Origin of the sequence: Nocardia takedensis NBRC 100417, assembly GCF_000308695.1 — a bacterium.
Taxonomy (GTDB): domain Bacteria; phylum Actinomycetota; class Actinomycetes; order Mycobacteriales; family Mycobacteriaceae; genus Nocardia; species Nocardia takedensis.
On the sequence record NZ_BAGG01000019.1, the window covers coordinates 119,519 to 143,745 of the forward strand.

19 protein-coding genes and 2 pseudogenes are annotated in these 24,227 nt (G+C 70.4%); 12 read left to right on the forward strand and 9 right to left on the reverse strand.

The window, feature by feature from the left end; translation table 11 throughout:
* Nucleotides 1–4: 4 nt before the first annotated feature.
* From ON30_RS04415 to ON30_RS04435, 5 genes are all read left to right on the forward strand, one after another.
* Nucleotides 5–763: a thioesterase II family protein gene (locus ON30_RS04415; RefSeq protein ID WP_040704387.1), complete on the forward strand. Its 759-nt coding sequence runs from the start codon at nt 5–7 to the stop codon at nt 761–763.
* On the forward strand, nt 760–2,112 hold the full coding sequence (locus ON30_RS04420) for a beta-ketoacyl [acyl carrier protein] synthase domain-containing protein (protein ID WP_051028927.1): 1,353 nt from the start codon (nt 760–762) through the stop codon (nt 2,110–2,112). Before ON30_RS04415 ends, ON30_RS04420 begins: the two co-directional genes overlap by 4 nt.
* Entirely contained in the window at nt 2,105–6,526 is a 4,422-nt protein-coding gene (gene nbtC / locus ON30_RS04425) for a nocobactin polyketide synthase NbtC (protein ID WP_051028928.1), read from the forward strand. The genes ON30_RS04420 and nbtC overlap by 8 nt, the downstream gene beginning before the upstream one ends.
* 36 nt (nt 6,527–6,562) lie before the next feature.
* Entirely contained in the window at nt 6,563–10,075 is a 3,513-nt protein-coding gene (locus ON30_RS04430; RefSeq protein ID WP_051028929.1) for a non-ribosomal peptide synthetase, read from the forward strand.
* A gap of 223 nt (nt 10,076–10,298) precedes the next feature.
* Complete coding sequence (locus ON30_RS04435) at nt 10,299–11,369, forward strand: DUF6545 domain-containing protein (RefSeq protein ID WP_040704390.1); 1,071 nt, start codon at nt 10,299–10,301, stop codon at nt 11,367–11,369.
* Here the strand turns inward: ON30_RS04435 and ON30_RS04440 are convergent.
* The 3 genes from ON30_RS04440 to ON30_RS04450 form a co-directional block, all read right to left on the reverse strand.
* Nucleotides 11,344–12,723 carry a SagB family peptide dehydrogenase gene (locus tag ON30_RS04440; protein WP_040704392.1) on the reverse strand — a complete coding sequence of 460 codons (1,380 nt, stop codon included), beginning with the start codon at nt 12,721–12,723 and terminating at the stop codon, nt 11,344–11,346. The genes ON30_RS04435 and ON30_RS04440 overlap by 26 nt on opposite strands.
* Before the next feature lie 21 nt (nt 12,724–12,744).
* Nucleotides 12,745–13,725, reverse strand: coding sequence for an ABC transporter substrate-binding protein (locus ON30_RS04445; protein ID WP_040704394.1), 981 nt, complete (start codon nt 13,723–13,725; stop codon nt 12,745–12,747).
* A gap of 114 nt (nt 13,726–13,839) precedes the next feature.
* Nucleotides 13,840–15,885, reverse strand: coding sequence for a M13 family metallopeptidase (locus ON30_RS04450; RefSeq protein WP_051028940.1), 2,046 nt, complete (start codon nt 15,883–15,885; stop codon nt 13,840–13,842).
* Between the two features lie 322 nt (nt 15,886–16,207).
* Here ON30_RS04450 and rplN point away from each other — a divergent pair, with 322 nt between their 5' ends.
* The 5 genes from rplN (at nt 16,208) to ON30_RS04475 (ending at nt 18,389) form a co-directional block, all read left to right on the forward strand.
* Nucleotides 16,208–16,576, forward strand: coding sequence for a 50S ribosomal protein L14 (rplN, locus tag ON30_RS04455; RefSeq protein WP_040704397.1), 369 nt, complete (start codon nt 16,208–16,210; stop codon nt 16,574–16,576).
* A 1-nt stretch (nt 16,577) separates the two neighbouring features.
* Nucleotides 16,578–16,895 carry a 50S ribosomal protein L24 gene (gene rplX / locus ON30_RS04460; RefSeq protein WP_040704398.1) on the forward strand — a complete coding sequence of 106 codons (318 nt, stop codon included), beginning with the start codon at nt 16,578–16,580 and terminating at the stop codon, nt 16,893–16,895.
* Nucleotides 16,896–16,897: 2 nt separating this feature from the next.
* The gene (rplE, locus tag ON30_RS04465; protein WP_040704399.1) at nt 16,898–17,461 is read left to right on the forward strand and encodes a 50S ribosomal protein L5; all 564 of its coding nucleotides are present in this window, start codon (nt 16,898–16,900) and stop codon (nt 17,459–17,461) included.
* Nucleotides 17,462–17,465: 4 nt separating this feature from the next.
* Entirely contained in the window at nt 17,466–17,651 is a 186-nt protein-coding gene (locus ON30_RS04470; protein WP_014981705.1) for a type Z 30S ribosomal protein S14, read from the forward strand.
* A gap of 195 nt (nt 17,652–17,846) precedes the next feature.
* Nucleotides 17,847–18,389: a hypothetical protein gene (locus ON30_RS04475; RefSeq protein ID WP_040704400.1), complete on the forward strand. Its 543-nt coding sequence runs from the start codon at nt 17,847–17,849 to the stop codon at nt 18,387–18,389.
* Nucleotides 18,390–18,475: 86 nt separating this feature from the next.
* Here ON30_RS04475 and ON30_RS04480 read toward each other — a convergent pair whose 3' ends face one another.
* A complete protein-coding gene (locus ON30_RS04480) occupies nt 18,476–19,129 on the reverse strand; it encodes a Uma2 family endonuclease (protein WP_051028930.1) in 654 nt (217 codons plus the stop codon).
* 174 nt (nt 19,130–19,303) lie between these two features.
* Nucleotides 19,304–19,495, reverse strand: coding sequence for a hypothetical protein (locus tag ON30_RS04485; RefSeq protein WP_040704401.1), 192 nt, complete (start codon nt 19,493–19,495; stop codon nt 19,304–19,306).
* Between the two features lie 417 nt (nt 19,496–19,912).
* Between ON30_RS04485 and ON30_RS04490 the strand changes: the two genes are divergently transcribed.
* Entirely contained in the window at nt 19,913–20,785 is an 873-nt protein-coding gene (locus tag ON30_RS04490) for a helix-turn-helix domain-containing protein (RefSeq protein WP_040704544.1), read from the forward strand.
* On the opposite strand, the gene ON30_RS04495 is transcribed toward ON30_RS04490, so the two are convergent.
* From ON30_RS04495 to ON30_RS04500, 4 genes and pseudogenes are all read right to left on the reverse strand, one after another.
* Nucleotides 20,782–21,045 carry an acyl carrier protein gene (locus ON30_RS04495; RefSeq protein WP_051028932.1) on the reverse strand — a complete coding sequence of 88 codons (264 nt, stop codon included), beginning with the start codon at nt 21,043–21,045 and terminating at the stop codon, nt 20,782–20,784. The genes ON30_RS04490 and ON30_RS04495 overlap by 4 nt on opposite strands.
* Before the next feature lie 3 nt (nt 21,046–21,048).
* The gene (locus ON30_RS37140; protein WP_169334872.1) at nt 21,049–21,411 is read right to left on the reverse strand and encodes a hypothetical protein; all 363 of its coding nucleotides are present in this window, start codon (nt 21,409–21,411) and stop codon (nt 21,049–21,051) included.
* A gap of 135 nt (nt 21,412–21,546) precedes the next feature.
* Nucleotides 21,547–21,603, reverse strand: a pseudogene (locus tag ON30_RS42185) (hypothetical protein); the annotation flags it as partial.
* A gap of 89 nt (nt 21,604–21,692) precedes the next feature.
* Nucleotides 21,693–22,697 (reverse strand): annotated as a pseudogene (locus ON30_RS04500) (AMP-binding protein); the annotation flags it as partial.
* A 263-nt stretch (nt 22,698–22,960) separates the two neighbouring features.
* Here ON30_RS04500 and ON30_RS04505 point away from each other — a divergent pair.
* A complete protein-coding gene (locus ON30_RS04505) occupies nt 22,961–24,223 on the forward strand; it encodes a metal-dependent hydrolase family protein (protein ID WP_040704402.1) in 1,263 nt (420 codons plus the stop codon).
* Nucleotides 24,224–24,227: the final 4 nt, after the last annotated feature.

Sequence of the window (24,227 nt, forward strand, 5' to 3'; positions counted from 1 at the left end):
CACCATGCAGCACAAACCGGGATGGATCAGGAAGTTCCACAAGCCGGATTCGCCGGATCGGCTGCCGCTGTTGATCTTTCCGCACGCGGGCGCGAGCGCCTCGGCGTTCCGGAACCTGTCCAAGGCGTTCAGCGAGCACTACGACGTCATCATCTTCCAGTACCCGGGCCGCCAGGACCGCGCCGCCGAAGCGCCGCTGAGCACCCTGCCCGATCTCGCGGCAGGCGCGTTCGCCGAATTCCGGCTCTCCCCGTACAACCGTGACGTGCCGATCGTCGTGTTCGGGCACAGCATGGGCGGGCTGGTCGCCTTCGAGTTCACGCGACTGGCGCTGGCCATGGGCCTCGACGTCCGCCAGCTCACCATCTCGGCCGCCGTCGCCCCCTCGCGCGCGGAATTCCGCGAGAAGACCCCCGAGGACGACGACGACCTGCTCGACCACCTGATCATGCTCGAGGGCATCGATTCCGACGTGCTCGCCAGCCGGGAGATCATGCGCCTGTCGCTGCCCGCTATCAAAGCCGACCACAAGGCGTCCGAGGCCTACACCTGCCCGCAGTCGGTGCGGGTGAACACCCGCATCCACGCCATCGGCGGCGACCGCGACCCCATCGTCTCCCTGGGCGACCTGCACGGCTGGCGGCACCACGGCGACGACGTGGAGATCACCCTGTTCGAGGGCGGGCACTTCTACTTGAACGACAACATCGGCGAACTCGCGGACATCGTCGCCGAGCAGGCGTATTCCGGGCCGACGGCATGAGCGGGCGAGGACCTGCGGTGACATCTTCGACAACAGCGTCGACGCCCGACGTCGACCACATCGTCATCTCCGGGATGGCCGTGGAGGCCCCCGGCGGCATCGACACCACCGCCGCCTACTGGGCGGCTCTGGAATCAGCGGTCGAACTGGTCGGGCCGTTCCCGCGCGACCGCGGCTGGCCGATCGAGGAGATGCTCGGCTTCGCCGAGCGCGACGGCTGGCCCGCGGTGCGCGACGCGGGCGGATTCCTGGAGCGCGCGGCCCATTTCGATCCCGCCTTCTTCGGCATCGGCCAGCGCGAGGCCATCGCCACCGATCCGCAGCAGCGGGTCGCCATGCGGGTGGCCTGGCGCGCGCTCGAGGACGCGGGCATGAATCCGGCCGCGCTGGTCGACGAGGACGCGGGCTGTTTCCTCGGCTGCTCCCCGATGGAGTACGGCCCCTCCGGCGCGCAGGTCAACGACTACAACGGTGTTCGCGTCATCGGTTACGGCCTGCTCAGCGCGGGTGGGCGGGTGTCGCATCTGCTCGGTCTGCAAGGCCCGTCGATGACGCTGGACTCGGCGTGCGCGTCCTCGCTGTCGGCGCTGCACCTGGCCGCGGCCGCGGTGCGCGACGGCGACTGCGAATGGGCGCTGGCGGGCGCGGTCTGCGTGATGGGCGCGCCCGTGGCGTTCTACGAGTTCGCCAAGCAGAACGCGCTGTCCACCGACGGCCACTGCCGGTCCTACTCCGACGAGGCTTCCGGAACCCTGTGGGGTGAGGGCGCGGGCGTGGTCGTGGTGGAGCGCGAATCGCGCGCCCGCAGGCTCGGCCACCGGGTCTACGGACGCATCCTGGCCTCCAACCACAACCACAACGGCAAGGGCAGGCCGATCCTGGCCCCGCGCACCGACGCCCAGGAACGCCTGATCCGCAAGACCCTCGCGCAGGCGGGCATCGACGCGGCCGACGTCGGCATGATCGAAGGACACGGCACCGCGACCCGCGCGGGCGACCCGGTCGAGTTGATCGCCTTGCAGAACACCTACGGCTCGGCCGAAGGGTCGGCGCCGCTGCTGGGTTCGGTGAAATCCAACGCCGGTCACGCCCAGGCCGCCGCGGGCATGCTCGGCCTGATCAAACTGCTGCTCGCGGGCCGCCACGGTCGGATACCGGCGACGCTGTTCGCCGACAACCCCACCACCCGCGTGGACTGGGAACGGTCGAGTCTGCGGCTGGCCACGAAATTGCGACCGTGGGAGGCGAAGAACGGCGTGCGCCGCGGCGCGGTGTCCTCCTTCGGCGCCACCGGCTCCAACGCGCACGCGATCATCGAGATGCCCGTCCGTGAGGAACACGATGTCTAGTTATCGACTGCCCGACGGGTCGATTCCGGTCCTGCTCTCGGCCGACACCCCCGCGGCGCTGCACGCCGAAGTCGCCGCACTGACCGCCTACCTCGCCGAACGGCCCGCGATCGGGCCGGAGCGGGTGGCGGACATGCTGTTCCGCACGCGCGCCGCGCGCAGGCACCGCGCGCTGCTCGCGGTCACCGACCGCGCGGGTCTGGACGCCGCGCTGGCCGCGGTGCGCGCCGGCCGCGACCATCCGGGCGTCTTCACCTCAACGGAGCCCGCGGCGGCGCGCAAGGTCGCCTACGTACTACCCGGACAGGGCGGTCAGCGTCCCGGGATGGGCGCGCTGTTCTACGAGCGGGTACCGGCCTACCGGGCCGAGGCGGACCGCTTCGACGCGATCTTCCGCGATCTGTTCGGCGCGTCCCCGCTGCCCTATCTGCTCGACCCCGAGACGGCCGCCGAGAACGACGCCACCACCGTGCAACCCGCGCTGTTCACGCAGATGGCCGGCCTGGGCGCGATGTGGAAGCACTACGGCGTCCCGCCCGCGCTGACCGTCGGGCACAGCCAGGGCGAGATCGCCGCCGCCTATCTGGCCGGGGTGATCTCCGATGTGGACGCCGCGCTCGTGGTGGGCTCGCGGGCGCGCGCCGTGGACGGCTTCGCCTCCGATCGCTACGCGATGGCCGTGCTGGCCGCCGATCGCGAGGAATGCGAGGACGTGCTGGCCCGTCGCTCCGGGTGGGCCCAGGTGTCGGTGGTGAATTCCCCGACGATGGTCGGCATCTCCGGCGACCGCGACACCGTCGCGGAGGTGGTCGCGGAATTCGCCGCGCGCGGACGCTTCGCCCGCGTCATCAAGGTGCGCTACCCGGCCCACACCGCCGCGCTCGCCGAATTCCGGGACGTGCTGCGCGAGGCGGTGCGCGACCGGTCGGCCGACGCGCGCTTCGCCGCATCCGAGATCGCCTGCGTCGGTGCGACACTCGGCGACCTGATCACCCCCGATCTGCCCGTCGAGGACTACTGGTTCTGGAACCTGCGCAACCCGGTGCGCTTCGATCGCGCGATCGAGGTCGCGGTGGCGCGCGAGGCCGACACTTTCGTCGAACTCGCCGAACACCCGACTCTGCGCCTGGCGGTCGAGGAGAATCTGGCCGCGCTGCGCGGCGAGCGGGCGCTGTCGGTGCACGACACCTCCGCGCGCACCGCCGTCGACCTCGCCGAGTTCACGGCGAATCTGGCGACGCTGGCGGTCGGCCACCTCGACTACCGCTGGGACGGCCTGCGGGTCGCCTCCGACGCGCCCCCGCCGCTGCCGCTGGCGGACTTCCCGCATTCGCGGATGAACGAGATCCCGCTCTACATCCCCTGGAACGAGACCAGGGGCGAAGCAGGCACGCTCGGGACCGCCGCGACGGTGGGGTCCTCAGTCGACGTGGCGGCCGGCGCCGCCGCACAGCCCGCCGCCACGGGACCGGTTGTGCAAGTGCTGGTGGAGCGGTGGTCGCGGCTGACGCGCCGCTCGATGACCGCGCCGAAGAGTCTGGGCGTGGTCGACCACACCGGCGAAGCCGCCGACTTGGCCGCCGCGCTGGTCGAGCACGGCGTCCGGCAAGGACTGGAGGTCCGGGCGCTGGACCTCGAATCCGGCGGCGTCGACGGCGCGGTGGACACCGTCGTGGTGCTGCTGCCCGCCCTGCCCGCGCTCGACGGCGACGCGGCGGCCGAGCAGGTCGCCGAATTCCTGGCGGGCCGTCGCTGGCTGTCCAAGCCCGAGAGCGGCGTCACCGAGTACTGGCTGCTCACCGTCGGCGGTGAAGCGGTGCTCCCCGAGGACGCCGCGCTGCATCCCGTGCCCGCGGCGGCCGCCGCCGGATTCCGGGTCGTGGGCGCCGAATTCCCCGGCGTCGCCTTCCGGCACCTGGATCTGGCGCCCGACGGCGCGGACCCTGCCGCGGTGGCGTCCATCGTCACCGCGCTGCACACCGCCGAGGAGACCGAACTCGCGCTGCGCGCGGGGAATCTGTACGTCAAGCGGCTCGTGGAAGCGGGACCGGACCTGTCGGCGGGGGCGTCCGCGCCCGCACACGTCCTGATCACCGGCGGCACCGGCAGTCTCGGACTCGAGTTCTGCGACCACGCGGTGCGCGGCGGCGCCCGGCGCGTCACGTTGCTCAGCCGATCCGGGGAGACCGAGCGGGTCGCCGCGCGGCTGCGGGCCGCGCGCGCCCTCGGTGACGCCGAGATCGACGTTCTGGCCTGCGATATCGGCGACCGGGACGCCGTGGCGCGGGTGGCCGAACACCTGTGCGGGGCTCCCGCCGACCTGATCGTGCACGCCGCGGCCGACAACGCCGCCATCGGCGCGCTCGAGATCACCGAGATCACCCACGCCCAGGTGCGTCGGGCGCTGTCGGGCAAGGTCGTCGGCGTCGACGCCGTCCTGGACCTGATCCCGCGCTCGGCCGACTGCGAGATCGTGCTGTGCTCGTCGCTGGCCGCCACCCTCGGCGGGCGCGGCACCATCGTCTACGCCGCCGCCAACCGCATGGTCGACGCCCTCGCCCGGCGTCGCAGGGCCGAAGGGCTGCGGTGCGTGTCGGTGCAGTGGGGGCAGTGGGCGGTCTTCGAGGGCGACGGCGGCGGCGCGGACATCGCGCAGTTGGCGCAGGTCGGCTACCTGCCGATGGCCTCGGCCGACGCGATCGCGCGCGGACTGGGCGGCCTGCGCGACAACGCCGTGGTCGCGGCGTTCGACTGGGAGCGGGGCCGCACCGTCCTCGGCGCGTTCGGCTACGGGCCGGTGCTCTCGGAACTGACCAACCCGCCGGACGTCGACCGGCCTTCCGCCTCGGGACCCGCGCGGGTCGCCGCACGCGCGGTCCCGGCCGGTGACGTGCCGGGCCGGGTGCGTCGACTGCTCGCCGAGATCATCGGCGCGGACGACGTCGACACCATCGACAGCACCAAGCCGCTGGTCGCCATCGGCCTGGACTCCTTGCAGGCGTTGAACCTGCGCAAGAAGGTGCGCGGCGCCTTCGACACCGACGTTCCGGTGGCCGATCTCATCGGCGGTGCTTGTCTGGACGACGTCATCCGGTTGATCAACGGCGGAGGGTCGGCGGCGACCGAGCCGCCGCCGTTCCCGGTGAGCGGCGTCGGGGAGTCGAGACGGTCCGACATCGCGAGCGTGGTAATCGGGTCCGGCGATTCGGCGCAGGCTCCGGTGAAAACCGGCGTCGCACCCTTGACCCGCACGGCTCCGGCGCTGCCCGCGCTGCCCACGGGAGCCACCGTCGCCGACCGCCTGGCTCGCGCGAAACAGGCCGCGCAGCACGCCGTTCCGGCCGATTTCGACGAGGGCCGGTTCCGCTCGGCGCGGCGCGACGCCGACCTGTTCGGCGCGCGCGCCATGCTCGCCGCGGTGCGACCGGCGCTGTCGGACACCGAGATCCGCGCCGTGGACGACATCGCCGAGCGGATGGCCTTCGCGCCGCGACACCGCTGGCTGCTGCGCCAGTGGTTGCGGGCACTCGCGCTGGAGGGCGCGGTCGAGGGCGACCTCGGGCGCGGCTTCCGTTACGCCGGGCCGGTGCCCGCGCCCGTCCGCGCCGACCTGTTCGAGGTCTGCGCCGATCTCGGCTATCCCGCGGCGGTGGCCGAATTCTTCCGCGCCTCCGACGAACACCTGGTCGACCTGGTCCGCGACGAGATGCGGTTGCAGGAGTTGCTGTTCCCCAACGGCGACATGGCCACCGCGGAGGGCGCCTACCGCGACAACCTGTCCAGCCGCTACCTGAATCTGGCGGCGGGGCGCGCGGTGGCGGACGTGGTGGCCGAACTGCGCGCCGACCGCGCGCCGGTACGGGTACTGGAGTTGGGCGCGGGGATCGGCGGCACCACCGACGACGTCACCGCGGCCCTGGTCGACCTGCCGGTGGACTACCACTTCACCGACGTGTCGGACTTCTTCCTGACGGCGGCCCGCGAACGCTTCGCCGACTACCCGTGGATGCGCTACGGCCTGCTGGACATGAACGCCGACCTCGGCGACCAGCCCGCCCGCGATCTCGTGATCGCGGCGAACGTCCTGCACAACGCCTTCGACATCGGGGTGACGCTGCGGCGCCTGCGCGACCTGTTGAACCCGGGTGGCGCGGTGGTGATCGTGGAGACCTGTCACGCGCACAACGAGCAGTTGACCTCGGTCCACCTGCTGATGTCGCCGGGCCGGGACCAGCCGCACGCCGGTCTGACCGATGTGCGCGCGGGCACCGACCGCATCTTCCTCACCGAGGACGAGTGGCGGCGCGAACTGGCCGCCGCGGGCTTGCGGCCCGAACTGGTGCTGCCCGCGGGCGAGCACCCGGTGGCCGCGCTGGACCAACGGGTGTTCGTGGCCCGCCGCGACCACGAGTAGTCGAGCATGTCGGATCAGCCAAGGAGTGCACTCGCGATGCCCGCGACCCACCAGCCCGTGACCCAACAGCCCGCGACCCACCAGCCCGCGACCGAACGGATCACCCGCGACGAGATCAGGGCCGCGGTCGCCGATCAACTGGGTGTCGACAGCGGCGCGGTCGCCGACCACGACGACCTCATCCAATTGGGTCTGGACTCGATCAGGACGATGAAATTGGCGGGGCGGTGGCGCAAACGCGGCAAGGACGTCAACTTCGCGCGGCTGGCCGCCGAACCCACCGTCGAGTCCTGGCACGCCTTGCTCGCCGGTGGTGACGCGCGCGCCGAAGCCGCTGTCCCCGAACCCGTTCCGGCGGACGAGGACGGCGACGACGAGCCGTTCCCGCTCGCCACGATGCAGCACGCCTACTGGATCGGCCGCTCCGAGGAACAGGAACTCGGCGGCGTGGCCGCGCACCTGTACGTCGAATTCGACGGCGGCGCGATCGATCCGGACCGGCTCGGGCGCGCGGTGGCCGACCTGGTCGCCGCGCATCCGATGCTGCGCACCCGGTTCCTGCCCGACGGACGTCAGCAGACCGTGCCGGAACCCGGTCGCCCGGTGTTCTCGGTGGTCGACCTGCGCGACCACACCCAGGAGGCCGCCGAGGCGGAACTGGCGCGACTGCGCGAGACCAAGACCCATCAGCGCCTGGCCATCGAGGACGGGCAGGTCATCGATGTGACCGTGACACTGCTCGGTCCCGACCGCGCGCGCCTGCACCTGGATGTCGACATGCTGGCGGGCGACGCGATGAGCTACCGGGTGCTGATCGGCGAACTCGCCGACCTCTACCACGGCGCGAAGGTCACCGCGCCCGGCTACACCTATCGGCGCTACCGGGCCGAACGTCCGGTCGACACCGCCGCCAGGGACCGCGACCGCGCCTGGTGGGGCGAGCGCCTGCCGGATCTGCCCGGCGCACCGGAACTCCCCACCGTCCCGGTCGCCGAACGCGTCGATCCCGAGCGGACCGTGCGCTACGACCACTGGCTCGCGCCCGAGGCCAAACAGCGGCTGATCGCGGCGGCCCACCGGCGCGGCATCACCCCGGCGATGGCGTTGGCGGCGGTGTTCGCCGAGACCATCGGCGGTTGGTCGGCGCGCACCCGATTCCTGCTCAACGTGCCGCTGTTCCACCGGGAACCGGTACATCCCGAGATCGACCGGGTGATCGGCGATTTCACCTCCTCGATCATGCTCGAGGTCGATGTCACCGAGAACCTGTCGGTCGCCGACCGCGCGCGGGCACTGCAACGCGGGATGCACGAGAGCGGCGCGCACAGCGCCTATTCCGGCCTGGAGGTGCTGCGCGACCTGGGCAGGCGGCGCGGTGAACCGGTGCTGGCCCCCGTGGTGTACACCAGCGCGCTGAACCTGGGCGAACTGTTCGCCGACCGCGTCACCGAGACCTTCGGCGAACCGGTGTGGATCATCTCGCAGGGCCCGCAGGTCCTGCTCGACGCGCAGGTCACCGAGGTGCGCGGCGGTCTGCTGCTGAACTGGGACGTGCGCGAGTCGGCGTTTCCCGCCGGGCTGATCGACGCCATGTTCGCCCACTACACCCGGGCCGTCGCGCGCCTCGGCGACGGCGACGCGGGCTGGGACGCCGAAGCGGCGGTACGACTTCCGTCCGAACAGGCCGCGGTGCGCGCCGCCGTCAACGCCACCGACGGACCGGTCAGCGGACGCTGCCTGCACCAGGGCTTCTTCGAGCACGCGGCCCGCGCGCCCGAAGCGCCCGCGGTGCTGTGGGGGCTGGGGGAGCGGGCAGGCCACTGGACCTACGGCGACCTCGCCGCCGCAGCGCTCGCCGTCGCGGGCGCGCTGCGCGAGTCGGGGGTCCGGGCGGGCGACGCGGTCGCCGTGCAATTGCCCAAGGGGCCCGATCAGGTGTTGGCGGTCCTGGGTGTGCTGGCCGCGGGCGCGACCTACGTGCCGATCGGTTTCGACCAGCCGACCGGCCGGCGCGCGGAGATCCTGCGCACCGGCGCGATCGTCGCCGCGCTCACCGTCGCGGGGGCCGACCTCGGTACGCCGATCCCGTGCCTGGACATCGACGCGGTCCGGGCGCACCCGCGTCCGCTGGCCGCACCGGAACTGCCCGACACCGAAGCCGTCGCTTACGTCATCTTCACCTCCGGGTCGACCGGGACGCCCAAGGGCGTCGACGTCCCGCACCGGGGGGCGATGAACACCATCGACGCGGTCAACGACTGGTTCGAGGTGGGCGCGGGCGACCGGGTGCTCGCGCTGTCGGCGCTGGAGTTCGACGCCTCCGTCTACGACGTCTTCGGGCTGTTCTCCGTGGGCGGGTCGCTGGTCGCGCTCGACCCCGACCAGCGCGCCGAGGCCACGACCTGGGTGGAACTGCTGCGCGAACACCGGGTCACGCTGCTCAACTGCGTGCCCAGCATGCTCGACATGATCCTGGAGATGGGCGGGGACCGGCTGGGCGATTCGCTGCGCGCGGTCACCCTGGGCGGTGACTGGGTCGGTGCGGACCTGGCTCGCCGACTGGCCGCGCAGGTTCCCGGCGCGCGGTTCGCCGGACTCGGCGGCGCGACCGAGACCTCCATCCACAACACCATCTGCGAGGTCGTCGGCGCACCGCCCGCGCACTGGACGACCGTGCCGTTCGGCGTGCCGCTGCGCAACGTCCGCTGTCGGGTGGTGTCCCCGGCGGGGCGCGACTGTCCCGACTGGGTGCCCGGGGAGTTCTGGGTCGGCGGCGCGAACGTCGCCGCGGGCTACCGCAACGACCCCGAGCGCACCGCCGAACGGTTCGTCGAGCACGAGGGCCTGCGCTGGTATCGCACCGGCGACACGGCCCGCTACTGGCCCGACGGCACCATCGAATTCCTCGGCCGCGCCGACCACCAGGTCCAGATCCGCGGCTATCGGGTGGAATTGGGCGAGGTGGAGAGCGCGTTGCGGGCCGTTCCCGGGGTGCGGCACGCCGTGGCGGCGGTGGTCGGCGGGGGCGCGCCGAAACTGGTCGCCGCCGTCGCGGGCGAGCGCATCGAGGATTTCACCGCCGTGCTCGCGGACCTGTTGCCCGCCTACATGATTCCGACCCGGGTGCGGGTGCTGGACCGGATGCCGCTGACCGACAACGGCAAACTCGACCGTCGCGCGGTGATCGCCCTGCTCGAACCGGAGACGGACGAGACCGCCGACAGCGCACCGCGCGACGATCTCGAGGCGGCGCTGATCGACCTGGTCACCGGCGTCCTCGGCGCGCGGCGGGTCGGCGTGCACGACGACTTCTTCGGCCTCGGCGGCGATTCGGTGCTGGCCACCACCTTCGTCGCGCACGTGCGCGAATGGCTGGAGGTGGACGCGCTGGTCGCCGACGTCTTCGCCAGCCGCAATGTCGCCGCGCTGGCGCGACGCCTGACCGCGCGCGAGGTCGACCGCGGGACACCGGACCGGCTCGCCACCGTCGCCAAGCTGTACCTGGAGGTCGCGACGATGACCGATGAGGAGATCCTCACCCAGGCATGACTGCGGCACCTGCTCGGCTTGGCGGCGCGGTGGCCGCAGGTCCGCGGCGAGTACGCGCCCAGGGACGGCGACCGTGCGGCGCGGACCGGCGAATTCGCGCAGGCGTGACCGGGAACCGACCGGGCGAGTGGCGTCGCCCCGTAGCCGGCCCCTAGGGTCGACCCATGATCGTGAGCGCGGGTAATCATCGTCGGGGGGCGTCGGCGCGCCGGGCCGGGCGGTCATGACGGCGCTCCCGGCGACGCCGGTGCTGGTCATCACCGTGTTCGCCTGCCTGGTGACGGCGTTGCGCATGGTGTTCGTCCGCGACAGCGTCGCCGACCGGCTGATCAACCGCGCGTTGGGGTTCGCCTCCGTGGGCATGGTCTTCCTGCTGGTGACCGCCGGATCGACGCTGCCCGTGCTGCTCACCTTGGTGGGCGCGGCACTGCGTTTCCTGACGGCGGCCGGCGTGTACGGGGTGGCGCGGGTGCTCGACGGGGCCGACCCGAAACAGGCGGGTCGCAGGCAGCGGCGCTACGACCGGATCGCGTGGAGCGTGATCGGCGGCACGGCCGCCCTCGACGTCGCCTACTTCCTCGGCTTCGTGCCGGAATCGGCGCCGCAGACCTGGTACGTCGCCTCCGGCATCCTGGCCTGTCTGCCGGTGGCGGTGGCCGGATTCCTGCTCGTGCGCGCCGGACTGCGCGAGATCCGGGCCGCCCGGACGCCGTGGGGGCACCGAGTGACCTTCTCCGCGCTCATCGGCGTCGCCGGATTCTGGATCGGCTACACCGTGCTGCTGTTCGTCCGCTATCTCGCGGGCATGCCGCCCTCGGACCCCGGAAAGTACGGGGCCACGGCCGGATTCACCTTCTTCGGCATCCTCACCGGACTGCTGGCCATCCCCTTGGCGCGCATGGCGCTGGTCCGAGCGGGCTTGGACCGCGACAGTCGCGACTGCCGCCGCCTGCGCCCCCTCTGGGCCGATCTGACCGCCGCCGTCCCACACGTCGCGCTGGCGCCCGACGAGGCCGACGTCCGCTCGGCGGCGCTGCGCCGCTACCGGATGACCGTCGAGATCCGCGACGCCCTGCTGCAACTGCGCCGGCACGCCGGAGACCTCCCGCCGCACGACCCGCGCGCGTACGCGCTGCGCGTCGTGCGCGCCGCCGAAGCCGGACTGACCGCCGCCGAGCCCGGCCACGATTCCGAACTGCGGCACCTGCTCGGCCTCGCCGACCGCTGGCCGCGCGTCAAACGCGACCACGCCGCGTTCGCGGACGGGCTCAGCGCGGTGCGGGCGTCCCGATGATGACGCTGCCCACGCTGCACTCCTCGAGTTCGTCGACGCCCGCCGCGGTGACGAACGCCGCGGTGTCGCCGAAACCCTGCGCGCACGCGCCCAACCCCATCGCGGTCGCCGCGAGGTAGAGGGTCTGCATGAGCACGCCGACGTGCTTGAGGATGACCGCGTAGGAGACCTGCTCGTAGGTCCACATGATCCGGCCCGACCGCGCGCCGAGGACCAGCAGCACCTGCGGTTCCGCGCCGTCGGACAATGTCGCCGAGGTGGATTTCACCAGGGTCGCGATCGCCGGGTCGTCGGCCGCGGCCACGGGGCGCAGCACGTGGTCGTAGGAGTCGTAGTGGTACATGCCGGGCGCGAGTCCGGCGACGTTGCGCACCACCGGATAGATCTCGAGTTCGTACACGCTGCCGCCGCTGGGATAGGGCCGCGACACCAGCACCTCGCCCTCGACCTCCGAGCGGGTGCCGCGGGTGCGGGCCGTGCGGTAGAGCAGTTCGCCCAACTGCGCCAGCGTGATCGGCGCGGCGTCGTCGAACGCGCGCGTGGACACCCGATCTTCCAGCACGGCCGTCAGCGACGGATCGCCGACCCGCAGCGCCGCCAGGTCGGGAGTCGGTAACGCGATCGGCTCGCCGGGATAGGCGGCCTTGCGGTCCGGTGGCTGCGGGTAGTGGCCCTTGGCCCATTTGGTCGGACCGAAATGCTCCCAGGTGACAACCCGCTCGCCCAGCGTGCTGCGCCGGTGGAACCACAGATCCGGCGTACTCCAACTGCGCGCGGAGAACTCCTTCTCCTCGATCTCCGGGTCGGCGACCAGGAAACCGAGGCGCAGCAGATCCTCGGTGAATCGCGTCCGCACCTCGGCGGACAGCCCCGAATCGGCCGCGTCCGGCCCGTCCAGCAGCGCCAGCAGTCGCGCGTCGTGGACGCGCACATCACACCAGGACAGCGGATGCTCCAGGACGAAGCCGTCCCGGTCACGGTGCAGCACCGCGAATTTCGACAGCGTTCCCGACCCGGCCGCGACGGTAGGTGCGTCCGGCTTCGGCCGGGCGAAGGGCGCCACGCTGTAGAGGTCGCGGCCCGACTCGCGGACCGTCACCGCCAACCAGCCCTCGGTGACCAGGCGGTCCAGCAGCGCGGTGACCGGCGCGCCGCCCGCCGCCTCGGTGAGTTCGGCGATCGTCGCGGGTCCTTTGTTCAAGGTGCGCAACGTCAGCAGTTCGCCCTTGCTCAGACCCGCCAGCTTCTGTTTGGCGGGCGGGTCGAGCAGGACCGCGGCGACGGGCGTGGTGACGCAGGTCGCCCCCGCGCGCAACGCGAGTCGGGTCTGGTCGGCGGTGATCGGAGTGGACACGGTGACGCTCTCCGCTCGCGACTACTTGGCGATCGAGACCAGCGCCGGGGTGAGCTTGTCGATGATGTAGGGCACCGACAGCGCCGTCGGCTGGTTGACCGCGGTGATCTCCAGCGTGGTCAGGAAGACCGCGGCGTTGTTCTTCACGGCGGGCAGTTCACCGAAACCGGGCAGCTGCCGGTACTTCTCGTCCATGCCGGGGGAGTAACCCGCCAACAGCAGGTCCGCGGTGATCTCGTTGAGCTTCTCGGTCGAGAGCGAGAGCCTGCCGCCGGTGGCGGGCTGGTCGCGCAGGCTCTGCGGGATGCCCATGCCCAACTGCTCGAAGACGCGCGCCGAACCGTCGTTGGGGTCGGTGAGCACCATCAGTTGCGACGGGCTGCCCAGCCAGGTGCTGGCGAAGGTCTTGCCCTTCAGGCCCGGATTGGCGGCGACGATGCCGGCGATCTTGTCGTCCACGCCTTTGACGACCGCCGCCGCCGCTTCGTCCTTGCCCAGGATCTTGCCCAGTGTCGTGACCTGGTCCTGCCACTTGCCCACGGTGTCCTTGGACAGACCCGGCACGGTCGGGGCGACCTTGGACAGGTCGTCGTAGGTCTTCTGGTCGGCGATGAACGGGTCGACCAGGATCAGGTCGGGTTCGAGCGAGGCGACCTGCTCGGAGATGTTGGCGACACTGCTGATCGAGGTGGCCGAGCCCAACTTGTTCGGCTGCCACGGCGGGGTGGCCTTCGAGGCGATCGCGACGTTGTCGATGTAGCCGACGGGTACGGTGTCCAGCGCCAGCATGGTGTCGAGCCACTGGTTGCCCAGCGCCACGATGCGCTTCGGGGCGCCCGCCACGGTGGTCTCGCCGCGCGCGTGGGTCACGGTGACCGACTCGCCGCCCGAACCGCCCTCGTCGGAGTCGGACCCGCAGCCCACCAGCCCGAGGGCCAGCGCCCCCGCCACGGCGGCCACCGCCACGCGGGCGAACCCGCGTCGGTTCCGAACAGCCTTCATCGTCGCACCCTCCTTCGTCGAGGAACGCCCTCGAACGGCCCTGCACAAGTCAGCCAAGGCTAACCTATTCGCGCGGTCGCCGGCCCGGGAGACCGCCGTTCCGCCGGGGCCTGATCAGACGGTGACCCGCTGGTCGGGCGGCAGGAACAGCGCGTCGGCGGGCGTCACGCCGAACGCGTCGTAGAACTCCGCCAGGTTGCGCACCACCTGGTTGCAGCGGAACTCGTTGGGCGCGTGCGAGTCCTGGAGTCGCTCGATCGTGGTCGCCTTCGTCTGCTTCTGCCGCCACGCCCTGGCGTGGGCGAAGAACATCTCGCGCAGATCCGGCTCGACCCCGTCGCGGCGCGCGGCGATCCGGTAGGCGGCCAGCGCGATCCGCAGTCCGCGCAGATCCGCCAGATTCTCCCCGACCGTCAACGCCCCGTCCACGTGATAGACCGCAGGGTCCAGACCCTCCGGGGTCAACTGGTCGTACTGACCGACCAGACGCGCCGTCCGCTCCTGGAACGCGCGCAGATCCTCCTCGGTCCACCAGTCGCGGCGATTGCCGTCCCCGTCGAATTTCGCGCCCTGATCATCGAAGCCGTGCCCGATCTCGTGACCGATCGTCGCGCCGACCGCGCCGAAATTCACCGCGGCCGTGGCGTCCTTGTCGAAGAACGGCGGTTGCAGATAGGCGGCGGGGAAGACGATCTCGTTGTTGGGCGGCGAATAGTAGGCGTTCACCGTCTGCGGCGACATCACCCACTCCTTCTTGTCGACCGGCGTGCCCAGGCGGGCGAACGCGCGGGCGTTCTCGAAACGGGTGATCGCGTACAGGGATTCGATCAGCTTCCCGCGCGTCACCGTGAGCCCCGAATAGTCGCGCCACACATCGGGATACCCGATCTTGACCGTCATCCGGTCGAGTTTGGCCAGTGCCGCCGCCCGCGTCGGCGGCGACATCCACGACGAGTCGGTGAAATCCTGACGATAGGCGGACAGCAGATCGTCCACCATCGCCCGGGCGCGCTGTTTCGCCTCCGGCGGGAAGTACTCGGCCACATACAGTTCGCCGAGTTCCTCGCCGAGATTCTGGTCCACCACACCGACCGCCGACTGCCACATCGGCGGCTTCTCCCGTAGTCCGCCCAGCGTTCGACCGAAGAAATCGAAGCGCGCGTCGGCGAACCGCGGCGGCAGGAACCGCGCGTAGGCGTCGGTGACGTGCAGTTTCAGGTACTCCCGCCACACCGCGATATCCACCTCGGCCCACAGCGCGCTCGCCGCGGTGACGAACGAGGGCTGCTCCACCACGATCCGCGCGAACAACTCCTGCGGCCGGTCGGTGCTGCCCGCCAGCCACCGGTCCCAGTCGAAACCCGGTGCGCTGTGGATCAATTCGGTCCAGCTCATCGGGTTGTCGGTGGCGTCGGCGTCGCGCGACCGCACGTTGTCCCAGTGCGCGGCGGCGATCCTGGTCTCCAGATCCACCACCCGCCGCGCCACCCCGGCCGGATCGGCCAGACCGACGCCCTCCGCCAGCCGCTCCAGATACGTCGTATAGGCCGCCACCTGCGGGGCGTACTCCGGCCTGCGGTAGTACTGCTCGCCCAGCCCGATGCCGGACTGGCCGATCGAGGGCACATAGGCCGAGGAATCGCGCCGGTCCACGCCCACCCCGATCGCCATCAGCCCGTCGATCGGCAGCCCCGCCATCACCCCGGCCAGCGCCGACTTGTCCGCGGCCCCGTCCACGGCGGAGTAGAAACCGGTCATCGGCGTCAGCCCCAGCCTTTCGATCTCCGCGAGGTCCAGGCGCGCGTCGTAGAGGTCGCGGATCCGCTGCCCGTTCGTCCCCGGCGCCGGGTCCTCGATTCCCTCGATGATGCCCCGCAACCGCTCCAGCGTCCGGTCGTCGGCGTCGGTGATCGCGCCCACAGCGGATTTGTCCGGCGGCAACTGGTAATCGCGCAACCAGGCCCCGTTCACGTGCCGATACAAGTCGTCCTGCGGCCGGATCGCCGGGTCCGCGCCGCCCAGATCCGCACCGGTCAGGCGCACCGGCGGCGTCGAATCGGCGGAGCACGAACCGAGCAGGGCCGCCGCCGGGGCGGCCAGGCCGAGGGCGATCAGGAATCCGCGGCGATCCAAGCGGAACGGACGACCCGGTGACGTCAACAGCGATCCTCTCCCGAGGCGCGGCGCGCGGCCGCGCATACGTGATATGACAGCTACAGCGCCACGAGGCTACCGGCGGCCAGGCCGTCGGCACGCGAGCCCGACCCCCGATTTGGGAAGGACCTGGGCGTTCACCTATGCTTGACCGGTTGCCTGCGGGAGCTGTGCCCGCGATCCGGCCGCGAACCCCCAGTGGTTCGGTACTCGAATTTCCGTTCGGACCGAAGAAACCGCTGGCAGGCGCGCGTTCGGGTGGTGACATGACCATGCCCGTCGGGTCGGCAATCCGGCGTGCTTATACGTCCAGGTCAAGGAGGCTGAAGTGATTCAGCAGGAGTCGCGACTGCGCGTCGCCGACAACACGGGCGCGAAGGAAATCCTTTGCATCCGCGTTCTCGGTGGTTCGTCGCGTCGCTATGCCGGAATCGGCGACGTCATCGTCGCCACCGTCAAGGACGCCATCCCCGGCGGCAACGTCAAGCGGGGTGACGTGGTCAAGGCCGTCGTCGTGCGCACCGTCAAGGAGCGCCGCCGTCCGGACGGTTCCTACATCAAGTTCGACGAGAACGCCGCGGTGCTGATCAAGCCGGACAACGATCCGCGCGGCACCCGCATCTTCGGCCCCGTCGGCCGTGAACTGCGCGACAAGCGCTTCATGAAGATCGTCTCGCTCGCCCCGGAGGTGCTCTGACATGAAGGTGCACAAGGGTGACACCGTGCTCGTCATCTCGGGCAAGGACAAGGGTGCCAAGGGCAAGGTCATCCAGGCCTACCCGCAGCAGAACCGGGTCCTGGTCGAAGGCGTGAACCGGATCAAGAAGCACGTCGCGAACTCCGCCAACCAGCGCGGCGCCTCCTCGGGCGGCATCGTGACCCAGGAAGCCCCCATCCACGTCTCCAACGTGATGGTCGTCGACTCCGATGGCAACCCGACCCGCGTCGGCTACCGGACCGACGAGGAGAGCGGCAAGCGGGTCCGGATCTCCCGTAAGAGCGGGAAGGACATCTGATCATGACCACCACCGAAAAAGTCCAGCCCCGGCTGAAGCAGCGCTACCGCGAGGAAATCAAGGACGCGCTGAACAACGAGTTCAACTACGCCAACGTCATGCAGATCCCCGGCGTGGTGAAGGTCGTCGTCAACATGGGTGTCGGCGACGCCGCCCGCGACGCCAAGCTGATCAACGGCGCGGTCGCCGACCTGGCGCTGATCACCGGCCAGAAGCCGGAGATCCGCAAGGCGACCAAGTCCATCGCGCAGTTCAAGCTGCGTGAAGGCATGCCGATCGGCGCGAAGGTCACCCTGCGCGGCGACCGCATGTGGGAGTTCCTGGATCGCCTGGTCTCCATCGCGCTGCCCCGTATCCGCGACTTCCGCGGCCTGTCGCCGAAGCAGTTCGACGGCAACGGCAACTACACGTTCGGCCTGAGCGAGCAGTCGATGTTCCACGAGATCGACGTCGACAAGATCGACCGCCCGCGCGGTATGGACATCACCGTGGTCACCACCGCGACCAACAACGACGAAGGCCGTGCCCTGCTCAAGCACCTCGGCTTCCCGTTCAAGGAGAACTGAGCACATGGCCAAGAAAGCACTGGTCAACAAGGCCAACGCCAAGCCGAAGTTCGCGGTCCGCGCCTACACCCGCTGCCAGCGGTGCGGTCGCCCCCACGCGGTCTACCGCAAGTTCGGCCTGTGCCGCGTGTGCCTGCGCGAAATGGCCCACCGCGGCGAACTCCCCGGCGTGCACAAGAGCTCCTGGTGAGCTGAAGCCCGGCCCCGCCGAGCACAACCGAACACCCCGAAAGCACGGACTCCCCGAGTCCGTGCTTTCGCACGTCCGGAGATCGTCGGCGGTCACTTGCGCCGCCATCCAGTCGGGTTCCCGCCGGGCGGGAATATCGTACTGGCCGCCGTCCAGACGACGCCGGGTGCGTTCCTGGATGGATGTTGGGCGAATGTGCGCAACATGGAAGGGAATTGGACCACCGGCAGCAAGGGGCTCACGCAGGTGTTCCCTTGGGTGTATCAAGCATCGTTCGGCGGATTGCCCCCGGGACGGTACGAGATCATCCAGCGGTGCGGCGACGGAACCAGCCTGCTGCGGGACCGTCAGGCCTATGTCGACATCGACGGCGGGCAGGCCGTCACCCCGGAGCAGGAGAAGCCGTTCGATCCGGGCAATCGCTCCGAGGGGACGTGCAGCGAGGAGATCGATCGGATTTTCGATGACGCGCAGATCCCCGGTGAATTGGTCGATCTGGTGGTGGGGCAGTTCAAACGGAGCATCCCGGTCGAATCCGGCTTCCAGACGCTGTGCGGTGTCATCGGCAACGACCCGGCCGCATTCTGCCGCGCCGCCCAGGCATATCTGCCGGTGGACAGCGCCATAGCCGTGGTGCGCGGAATCTTCGACGGCATCGATCGCGCACTCGGCCAACAGAATTCCGCCGGCCGCGACTGGCTGATCACCCAATGGGAAGGCGCCTGCGGACACCTCTGATCCCGGCTCAGTGGTCACCCCTGGTAGACAGACCGTGGGCGCGGAACAGATTCCGCGCCCACGGTCCATTCTCGGCTCGGCCGACGTCAGAATTCGAGGGTGGACCAGGGGATGTCGATGGGGAACGGGTGGTCGGTGCGGATCGCGGGGGAGTCCTTGGGGGACCATTTTCCGGTCAGGAGATAGTTGGCCGGATAGAGGGGGTGTACGCCCTCGGGGAGTGGGCCGTGGGTGGTTTCGAGGGCGAAGGCGCGGACCATCGCTATGGCGCTGGTTTCTCGTTCCAGGGTGACTTCCCAGTACCAGGGGATTCCCGCTCTCGCGTATCGGAACTTCTTCTCATCGATATCGGTCTGCGAGTTGGACGGGGACAGGACCTCGCCGGCCAGGAGGACATCATCGGCGCGCACGTCCTGGTAGGGGCGGGACAGGCAGCGGTGGATCAGGAAGTCCGGGGTGACGAAATCCGATTTGCCGGTGGGGCCGAAGAAGATGTTCGTTTCGGTGTGGACGCGCCAACACTGCTCCGGGTGCTGACCCATGTCGTCGCGGGCGCATCGCCGCAGGCCGCTCCACATCAGGTTGGTGAACTCCTGATGTTCTGCCGGGCCGCGCCGGACCCAGACGACTCTGCCGTCCCAGAGTTCGATGTGCTGCGCGATTTCCTCGGGCAGCTGTTCGAGCTGTTCCCAAGTCATGTGTTCGGGCAGGTCGGGACGGTCGGCTCCTGGGCGCGCCATGGACCCATGGTAGCCCTGACCATACGAGTATTTGCCGGCTCGCGCCGTCATCGTTTCGCCTTCGCGTGATGCGATCGTTCGATCGCGAAATGGACGGAGTCGTGTGATTGCGAGATGCCGGACTGTCGACGAGCGACGGTCCGGGTGCGGACGTGGGTCCGCACCCGGGGTGCGCTATTGCGAGTTCGGCGTGCAGAGGACGTAGCCGACGGCGGCGGGCAGGGGGATCAGGCCCGGGGTGCCGACGGCCTTCTCCACGGCGATGGCGCCGTATTCGTCGCCCGCGGCGTGCGCGGCCTGCGCGCCGACGACGGTCAGTGATGCCGCGGTGAGCGCGGCGAAGACGAGTGTGCGTGTGACAGACATGTATTCCTCCCCGGGCGACCGTTATCGCTGGTCAGCGCTCCCTTTGGTCCCCCGCGGAAGAATCTGGGCAACACGGCCGCGGAAGTCAAAGCCGGACGATGATGGTTCGCGGGGACGGGATCACGCCCACGATCCCCCTCGCGCGCAGTACGTTTCGGGTTACGGAGACGATTTCGCGGACGCTGTTCGGTGTCCGCGCGCGTGGTCGTGCCGCGATGTCTCCTCGACCGCGGCCCTCGGTTCCCCTTCGATCGGACCGCGAGACTTCGTGTCCGTTCTGGTCCGTTTTCGCCCGGCCCGGGCCTACCGAGCGCCGGTGCGGATATCCGATGGACGCCCCCGGGGTGCAAGTCCCGAGGGCCAGCCCCCGAAGAGACAGAGCTTCAGAAGAGACAGCCCAGAACAGAAGAGGTGACCATGACCGGTTCCGTTCTTCCCCGCCGCCGATTGGGCCGTCGGTTGCGTGAGTCGCGCTGCGCGGCGGGTCTGACCATCGCCGAGGCCGCCGAACGCATGCAGTGGAGTTTCACGATGTTGCAGCGTGTGGAGAAAGGGCAGGTGGACAAGGTCCGCGACGTCGATGTCCGGGAATTGTGTCGTATCTACGAGGTCGACCCCGACGATCTGATCGGTTTGTCCCACGAGGAAAATGCGCCGGCGTGGTGGCGGGATTTCGCGGATCTGCTGCCCGAGCGGTTCGACCTGTATCTGGGGCTGGAGTCCGCCGCCGACCGATTGGCGATCCATCAGTCGGAGGTGGTTCCCGAAGTATTGCGGACCGCTCGCTACGAGCGCACGCTCGCCCACGGGGTCCGGCCCGCCGAGTCGGCGGCGGATCTTCGCAGGTGGATGCGGCTCCGGGGATTGCGCCGCGAGCCGTTCTTCCGCGAAACAGATCCGGTGCGCGCGGAATTCGTGCTGGACGAGGCGGTATTGCGCCGGGTGGTCGGTTCGCGCGCTGTCATGGCGGCGCAATGCTCCGCGCTCGCGGAGTTTTCGTCGCGGACCAACCTGTCGATCAAGGTGTTGCCGTTCACGGCGGGGTTCCCGGCGAATCATCCGGTCGGGTCGTTCACGATTCTCGATTTCGGCAAGGACAGCGAGGACCGGCGCGTGGAGCCGACGGTGGTCCGTCTGGAGACGTTCACCACCGCCACCCTCCTCGACAAACCAAGTGCGGTCGCAGCGTACGAGAACGCCTTCGCGACAGTGGAAGCCGCCGCGCTGGACGCCGAAGCCAGTCGGGAACGCCTGGCGGAATTCGCGCGTGAATTCGCGAACGATTCCTAGCCGGCGCGCGCCTGGAGTCGTCCGGCGAAGACGGCGCACAGATCGTCACCCGTGCGCACGGGAGCCAGGTCGTCGTTGTCGAGCACCACTTTCCAGTGGCGTTCGCAGGCGACGACCGTGTTGATCAGGCGGATCGATTCGACGCCGGGCAGTTCGGTGAGCGGAAGACTGAGATCGACGTGCTCGACCGGGCATTCGAGGTTGTCCGCGAGTTTTTCCCGGACCACCGCCGCGATGTCGGAGGCGTTGGGTGCTGTCATGGATCAGACTCCTGGCGAGGACATTTCGGTGGACAGGGTGAGTTCGGCGATGGCCGAACGCCGCCATTTGCCGCTGGTGGTGCGCGGGAGCGTCGCGGGCGGTACGAGTCGCACCGTCACCACCGCCAGCGACAGCGCGCGCGACACCGCGCCGCGGATGGCCGAGACGAGCGCGGCGGCTTCGGGGCTCGCCGGGGCGTGTGCGGTCTCGGCGACGATCAGGATGCGTTCGGCCTCGGTGTCGGCGACCGCGACGCAGTGTCCGCGATGGATGCCCGCGACGTCGCGGGCGGCTTCCTCCACGTCCTCGGGAAAGAAGTTGCGGCCCTGCACGACGATCATCTCCTTGAGTCTGCCGACGATCACCAGTTCACCCGCGTCGAGCAGTCCGAGGTCACCGGTGCGCAGCCAGCCCTCGGCGTCCCGGGCGGCGACGAGTTCGCCCGCGCGCAGGTAGCCGGTGGTGACGGCCTCACCGCGCAGGCGGATCTCCCCGACGTGACCGTCCGGCAGGGGCGTGCCGTCGAGGTCGGTGATCCGCAGGTCGAGTCCCGGCACGGGAACGCCGACCGCGAAAAGTTCCCGCGCGCGCGGCGCGTCGGCGGCGACGGGGACAGCGGGCAGGCCGGGGACCAACGCGTCGCGGTCGAGGGTGATCGAGCGCGGTCGGTCCCCGGGGCGGGGAGGGTGACGGCGAGCGTCGCCTCGGCCATGCCGTAGCAGGGGGCCATGGTGGACGCGGGGACGCCGAGCGGGCCGAAGACGCGCGCGAATTCGCGGACGGTCTCCGGGCGGACCGCCTCGGCCCCGTTGAGCGCGAGTCGCCAGTGCGTCAACGGTCTTGCACCGGGCTCGAAGGCGTGGGGCGCCGCCGCGATCAAGCGGTCGAAGGAGAAGTTCGGGCCGTCGGTGACCGTGCCGCGCGCTTCGGCGAGATGGCGCAGGATCGCCTCCGGCGTCTTGACGAAGGTGAGTGGGTCGAAGACGTGGGTGTCGTTGGGTGTGAGCAGTCCGGTCATCAGGGTGACCAGGCCCATGTCGTGGAACAGCGGCACCCACTGCACCATCACGTCCGCGGGTGTCAACGCGATGTGGTCGACGATCGCGGCCACGCCGGCGAGGAACTGCCGGTGGGTGAGCGTCACGCCTTTGGGGGCGGCGGTGCTGCCACTGCTGAACTGCACGACCGCGAGGGAATCGGGGTCGACCGGGCTCGGGTCCGCGGCGGTGTCGCCGGGCGCGGCGAGATCGAGGACGGTGAGCGCCGGTACGCGTTCGGCCAGCGCGGTCGCGATCCGCAGGGCGGGTCCGCTCGCCGCCACCACCTCGACGCCACCGGTTCGGACGATCGGGACCAGTCGGTCGGCGAGGGTCTCCGCATCGAGGACCAGCGGTGGCGCGGGCAGCGTGGCGACCGCCGCGCCGGCGCCGATCGCGCCGAAGAATCCGGCGAGCCAGTGCGGTCCGGGCGGGGCCAGCAACCCGACCACCGCGCCGGAACCGACGCCGCGCGCCGCCAGCGCGCCGGTGACCGGACGCGCGAGATCGGGCAGATCACGATGCGCCACAGTGCGTCCCGACTCCACGAAGGTGACGCCGTGCGCGCTCGAGCGCAGTGCTTCCAACACGTCGACCAGGGTCCGTGCCCGCACGATCCAGGTGCTCCTCTCCGGCCGGTCCGCCGCGGACGCCGAGATGCGCTGGGCCGCAGCGGGAACACGACGCGACGCCGATTCGGTCCGGCGGTTCCACCGAAGAACATCTCACGACCTCGAACCCCGCGCGAACGGACGGGCGCGCGCACCGGGACGGACGGTGAACGCGGAGCGCCGGAGCCGGGCGGGTCGCGAGGCGGCCCTGTCGCGGGCGGCTACGCTACCGGGCACGAGCGTCACCCTGGAGAGAGAGGGTAGGCATGGCGGGGCTGTTCTTCTACAACGCGCGGGTGGTGGACGGGACCGGGCGGGAGGCTTTGCGGGACGGGGCGGTGCTGGTCACCGATGATCGGATCACCTGGGTGGGGGAGCGTTCGAAAGCCCCCGACATCGGGGAAGCGGTGTCGGTGGATCTGCGCGACAACACGATCTGCCCCGGATTCTTCGACTGCCACGTGCATTTCGCGTTGCCGGGCGGGTCGGGCAATCCCTACGACCTGATCGCGGTGCCCGCGTCCTATCGGACGCTGGCGGTGTTGGAGCGGTTGCGGGTCACGCTGCACAACGGGGTCACCAGCGCCCGGGATCTGATGGGGCTGGACGCGGGCTACCGGATGGCGATCGCGCAGGGGCTGATCGAGGGGCCGCGCCTGCAGGTGGCGCTGACCATGCTCAGCCAGACCGCCGGGCACGCCGACCTCACCCAACTGTCCGGCTTCGACCCGATGTCGTATCTGCACGGGCCGGAGACGCCGTCGCCGCTGGTCGACAGTGTGGACGAGGCGCGCAAGCGGGCCAGGCAGTTGATCGCGCTGGGCGCGGACCTGATCAAGGTGGCCTCCAGCGGCGGGGTGGCCTCGCCCAACGATCAGCCGGACTGGTTGGGGATGCGCACGGAGATAGTGCGCGCGGTGGTCGAGGAGTGCCGCGACTACGGCGGCAAACCGGTCGCGGCGCACGCCATCGGGTATTCGGGGGTGAAAGCAGCCGTCGAGGGCGGGGTCCGCAGCGTCGAGCACGGCTACGAACTCGACGACGAACTGCGCCGCCGCATGGTGGACGAGGACATCTTCCTGGTCCCGACCCTGTTGGAGACGGTGCAGGACCTCGACCCGGCCAAGACCTCGCCCGCGGCGCACGCCAAGAGCGTCACCTGGCATCGCGTCGCCCAGGAGGCCGTCGGCCGTTCCGCGGCGGCGGGCGTGCGGATCGCCGTCGGCACCGACGCGGGCCTGTCGCCCGACCACGGCACCAACCTGCGCGAACTCGGCTTGCTGGTGAAATTCGGCGGCCTCACCCCCATGGAGGCGATCGTCGCCGCCACCCGCGACAGCGCCGCCCTGTGCGGGGTGTCCGACACCCTCGGCACCCTCGAGTCGGGCAAACTCGCCGACCTCGTCGTCGTCCGCGGCGACCCCTTGCACGACATCGACTCGGTCGGCGACCCTGACAACATCCTGCTGGTCCTCCAAGGCGGCGCCCCCGCCAAGGACCGCGCGGGCTTCCTCCCCACCCCCGACTGAGCAG

Bases quoted from the DNA above. Each gene is read 5' to 3' on its own strand.
- ON30_RS04415 (WP_040704387.1), top strand. From the start codon at position 5: ATGCAGCACAAACCGGGATGGATCAGGAAGTTCCACAAGCCGGATTCG.
- ON30_RS04420 (WP_051028927.1), top strand. From the start codon at position 760: ATGAGCGGGCGAGGACCTGCGGTGACATCTTCGACAACAGCGTCGACG.
- nbtC (WP_051028928.1), top strand. From the start codon at position 2,105: ATGTCTAGTTATCGACTGCCCGACGGGTCGATTCCGGTCCTGCTCTCG.
- ON30_RS04430 (WP_051028929.1), top strand. From the start codon at position 6,563: ATGCCCGCGACCCACCAGCCCGTGACCCAACAGCCCGCGACCCACCAG.
- ON30_RS04435 (WP_040704390.1), top strand. From the start codon at position 10,299: ATGACGGCGCTCCCGGCGACGCCGGTGCTGGTCATCACCGTGTTCGCC.
- ON30_RS04445 (WP_040704394.1), bottom strand. From the start codon at position 13,725: ATGAAGGCTGTTCGGAACCGACGCGGGTTCGCCCGCGTGGCGGTGGCC.
- rplX (WP_040704398.1), top strand. From the start codon at position 16,578: ATGAAGGTGCACAAGGGTGACACCGTGCTCGTCATCTCGGGCAAGGAC.
- rplE (WP_040704399.1), top strand. From the start codon at position 16,898: ATGACCACCACCGAAAAAGTCCAGCCCCGGCTGAAGCAGCGCTACCGC.
- ON30_RS04470 (WP_014981705.1), top strand. From the start codon at position 17,466: ATGGCCAAGAAAGCACTGGTCAACAAGGCCAACGCCAAGCCGAAGTTC.
- ON30_RS04480 (WP_051028930.1), bottom strand. From the start codon at position 19,129: ATGGCGCGCCCAGGAGCCGACCGTCCCGACCTGCCCGAACACATGACT.
- ON30_RS04485 (WP_040704401.1), bottom strand. From the start codon at position 19,495: ATGTCTGTCACACGCACACTCGTCTTCGCCGCGCTCACCGCGGCATCA.
- ON30_RS04490 (WP_040704544.1), top strand. From the start codon at position 19,913: ATGACCGGTTCCGTTCTTCCCCGCCGCCGATTGGGCCGTCGGTTGCGT.
- ON30_RS04495 (WP_051028932.1), bottom strand. From the start codon at position 21,045: ATGACAGCACCCAACGCCTCCGACATCGCGGCGGTGGTCCGGGAAAAA.
- ON30_RS04505 (WP_040704402.1), top strand. From the start codon at position 22,961: ATGGCGGGGCTGTTCTTCTACAACGCGCGGGTGGTGGACGGGACCGGG.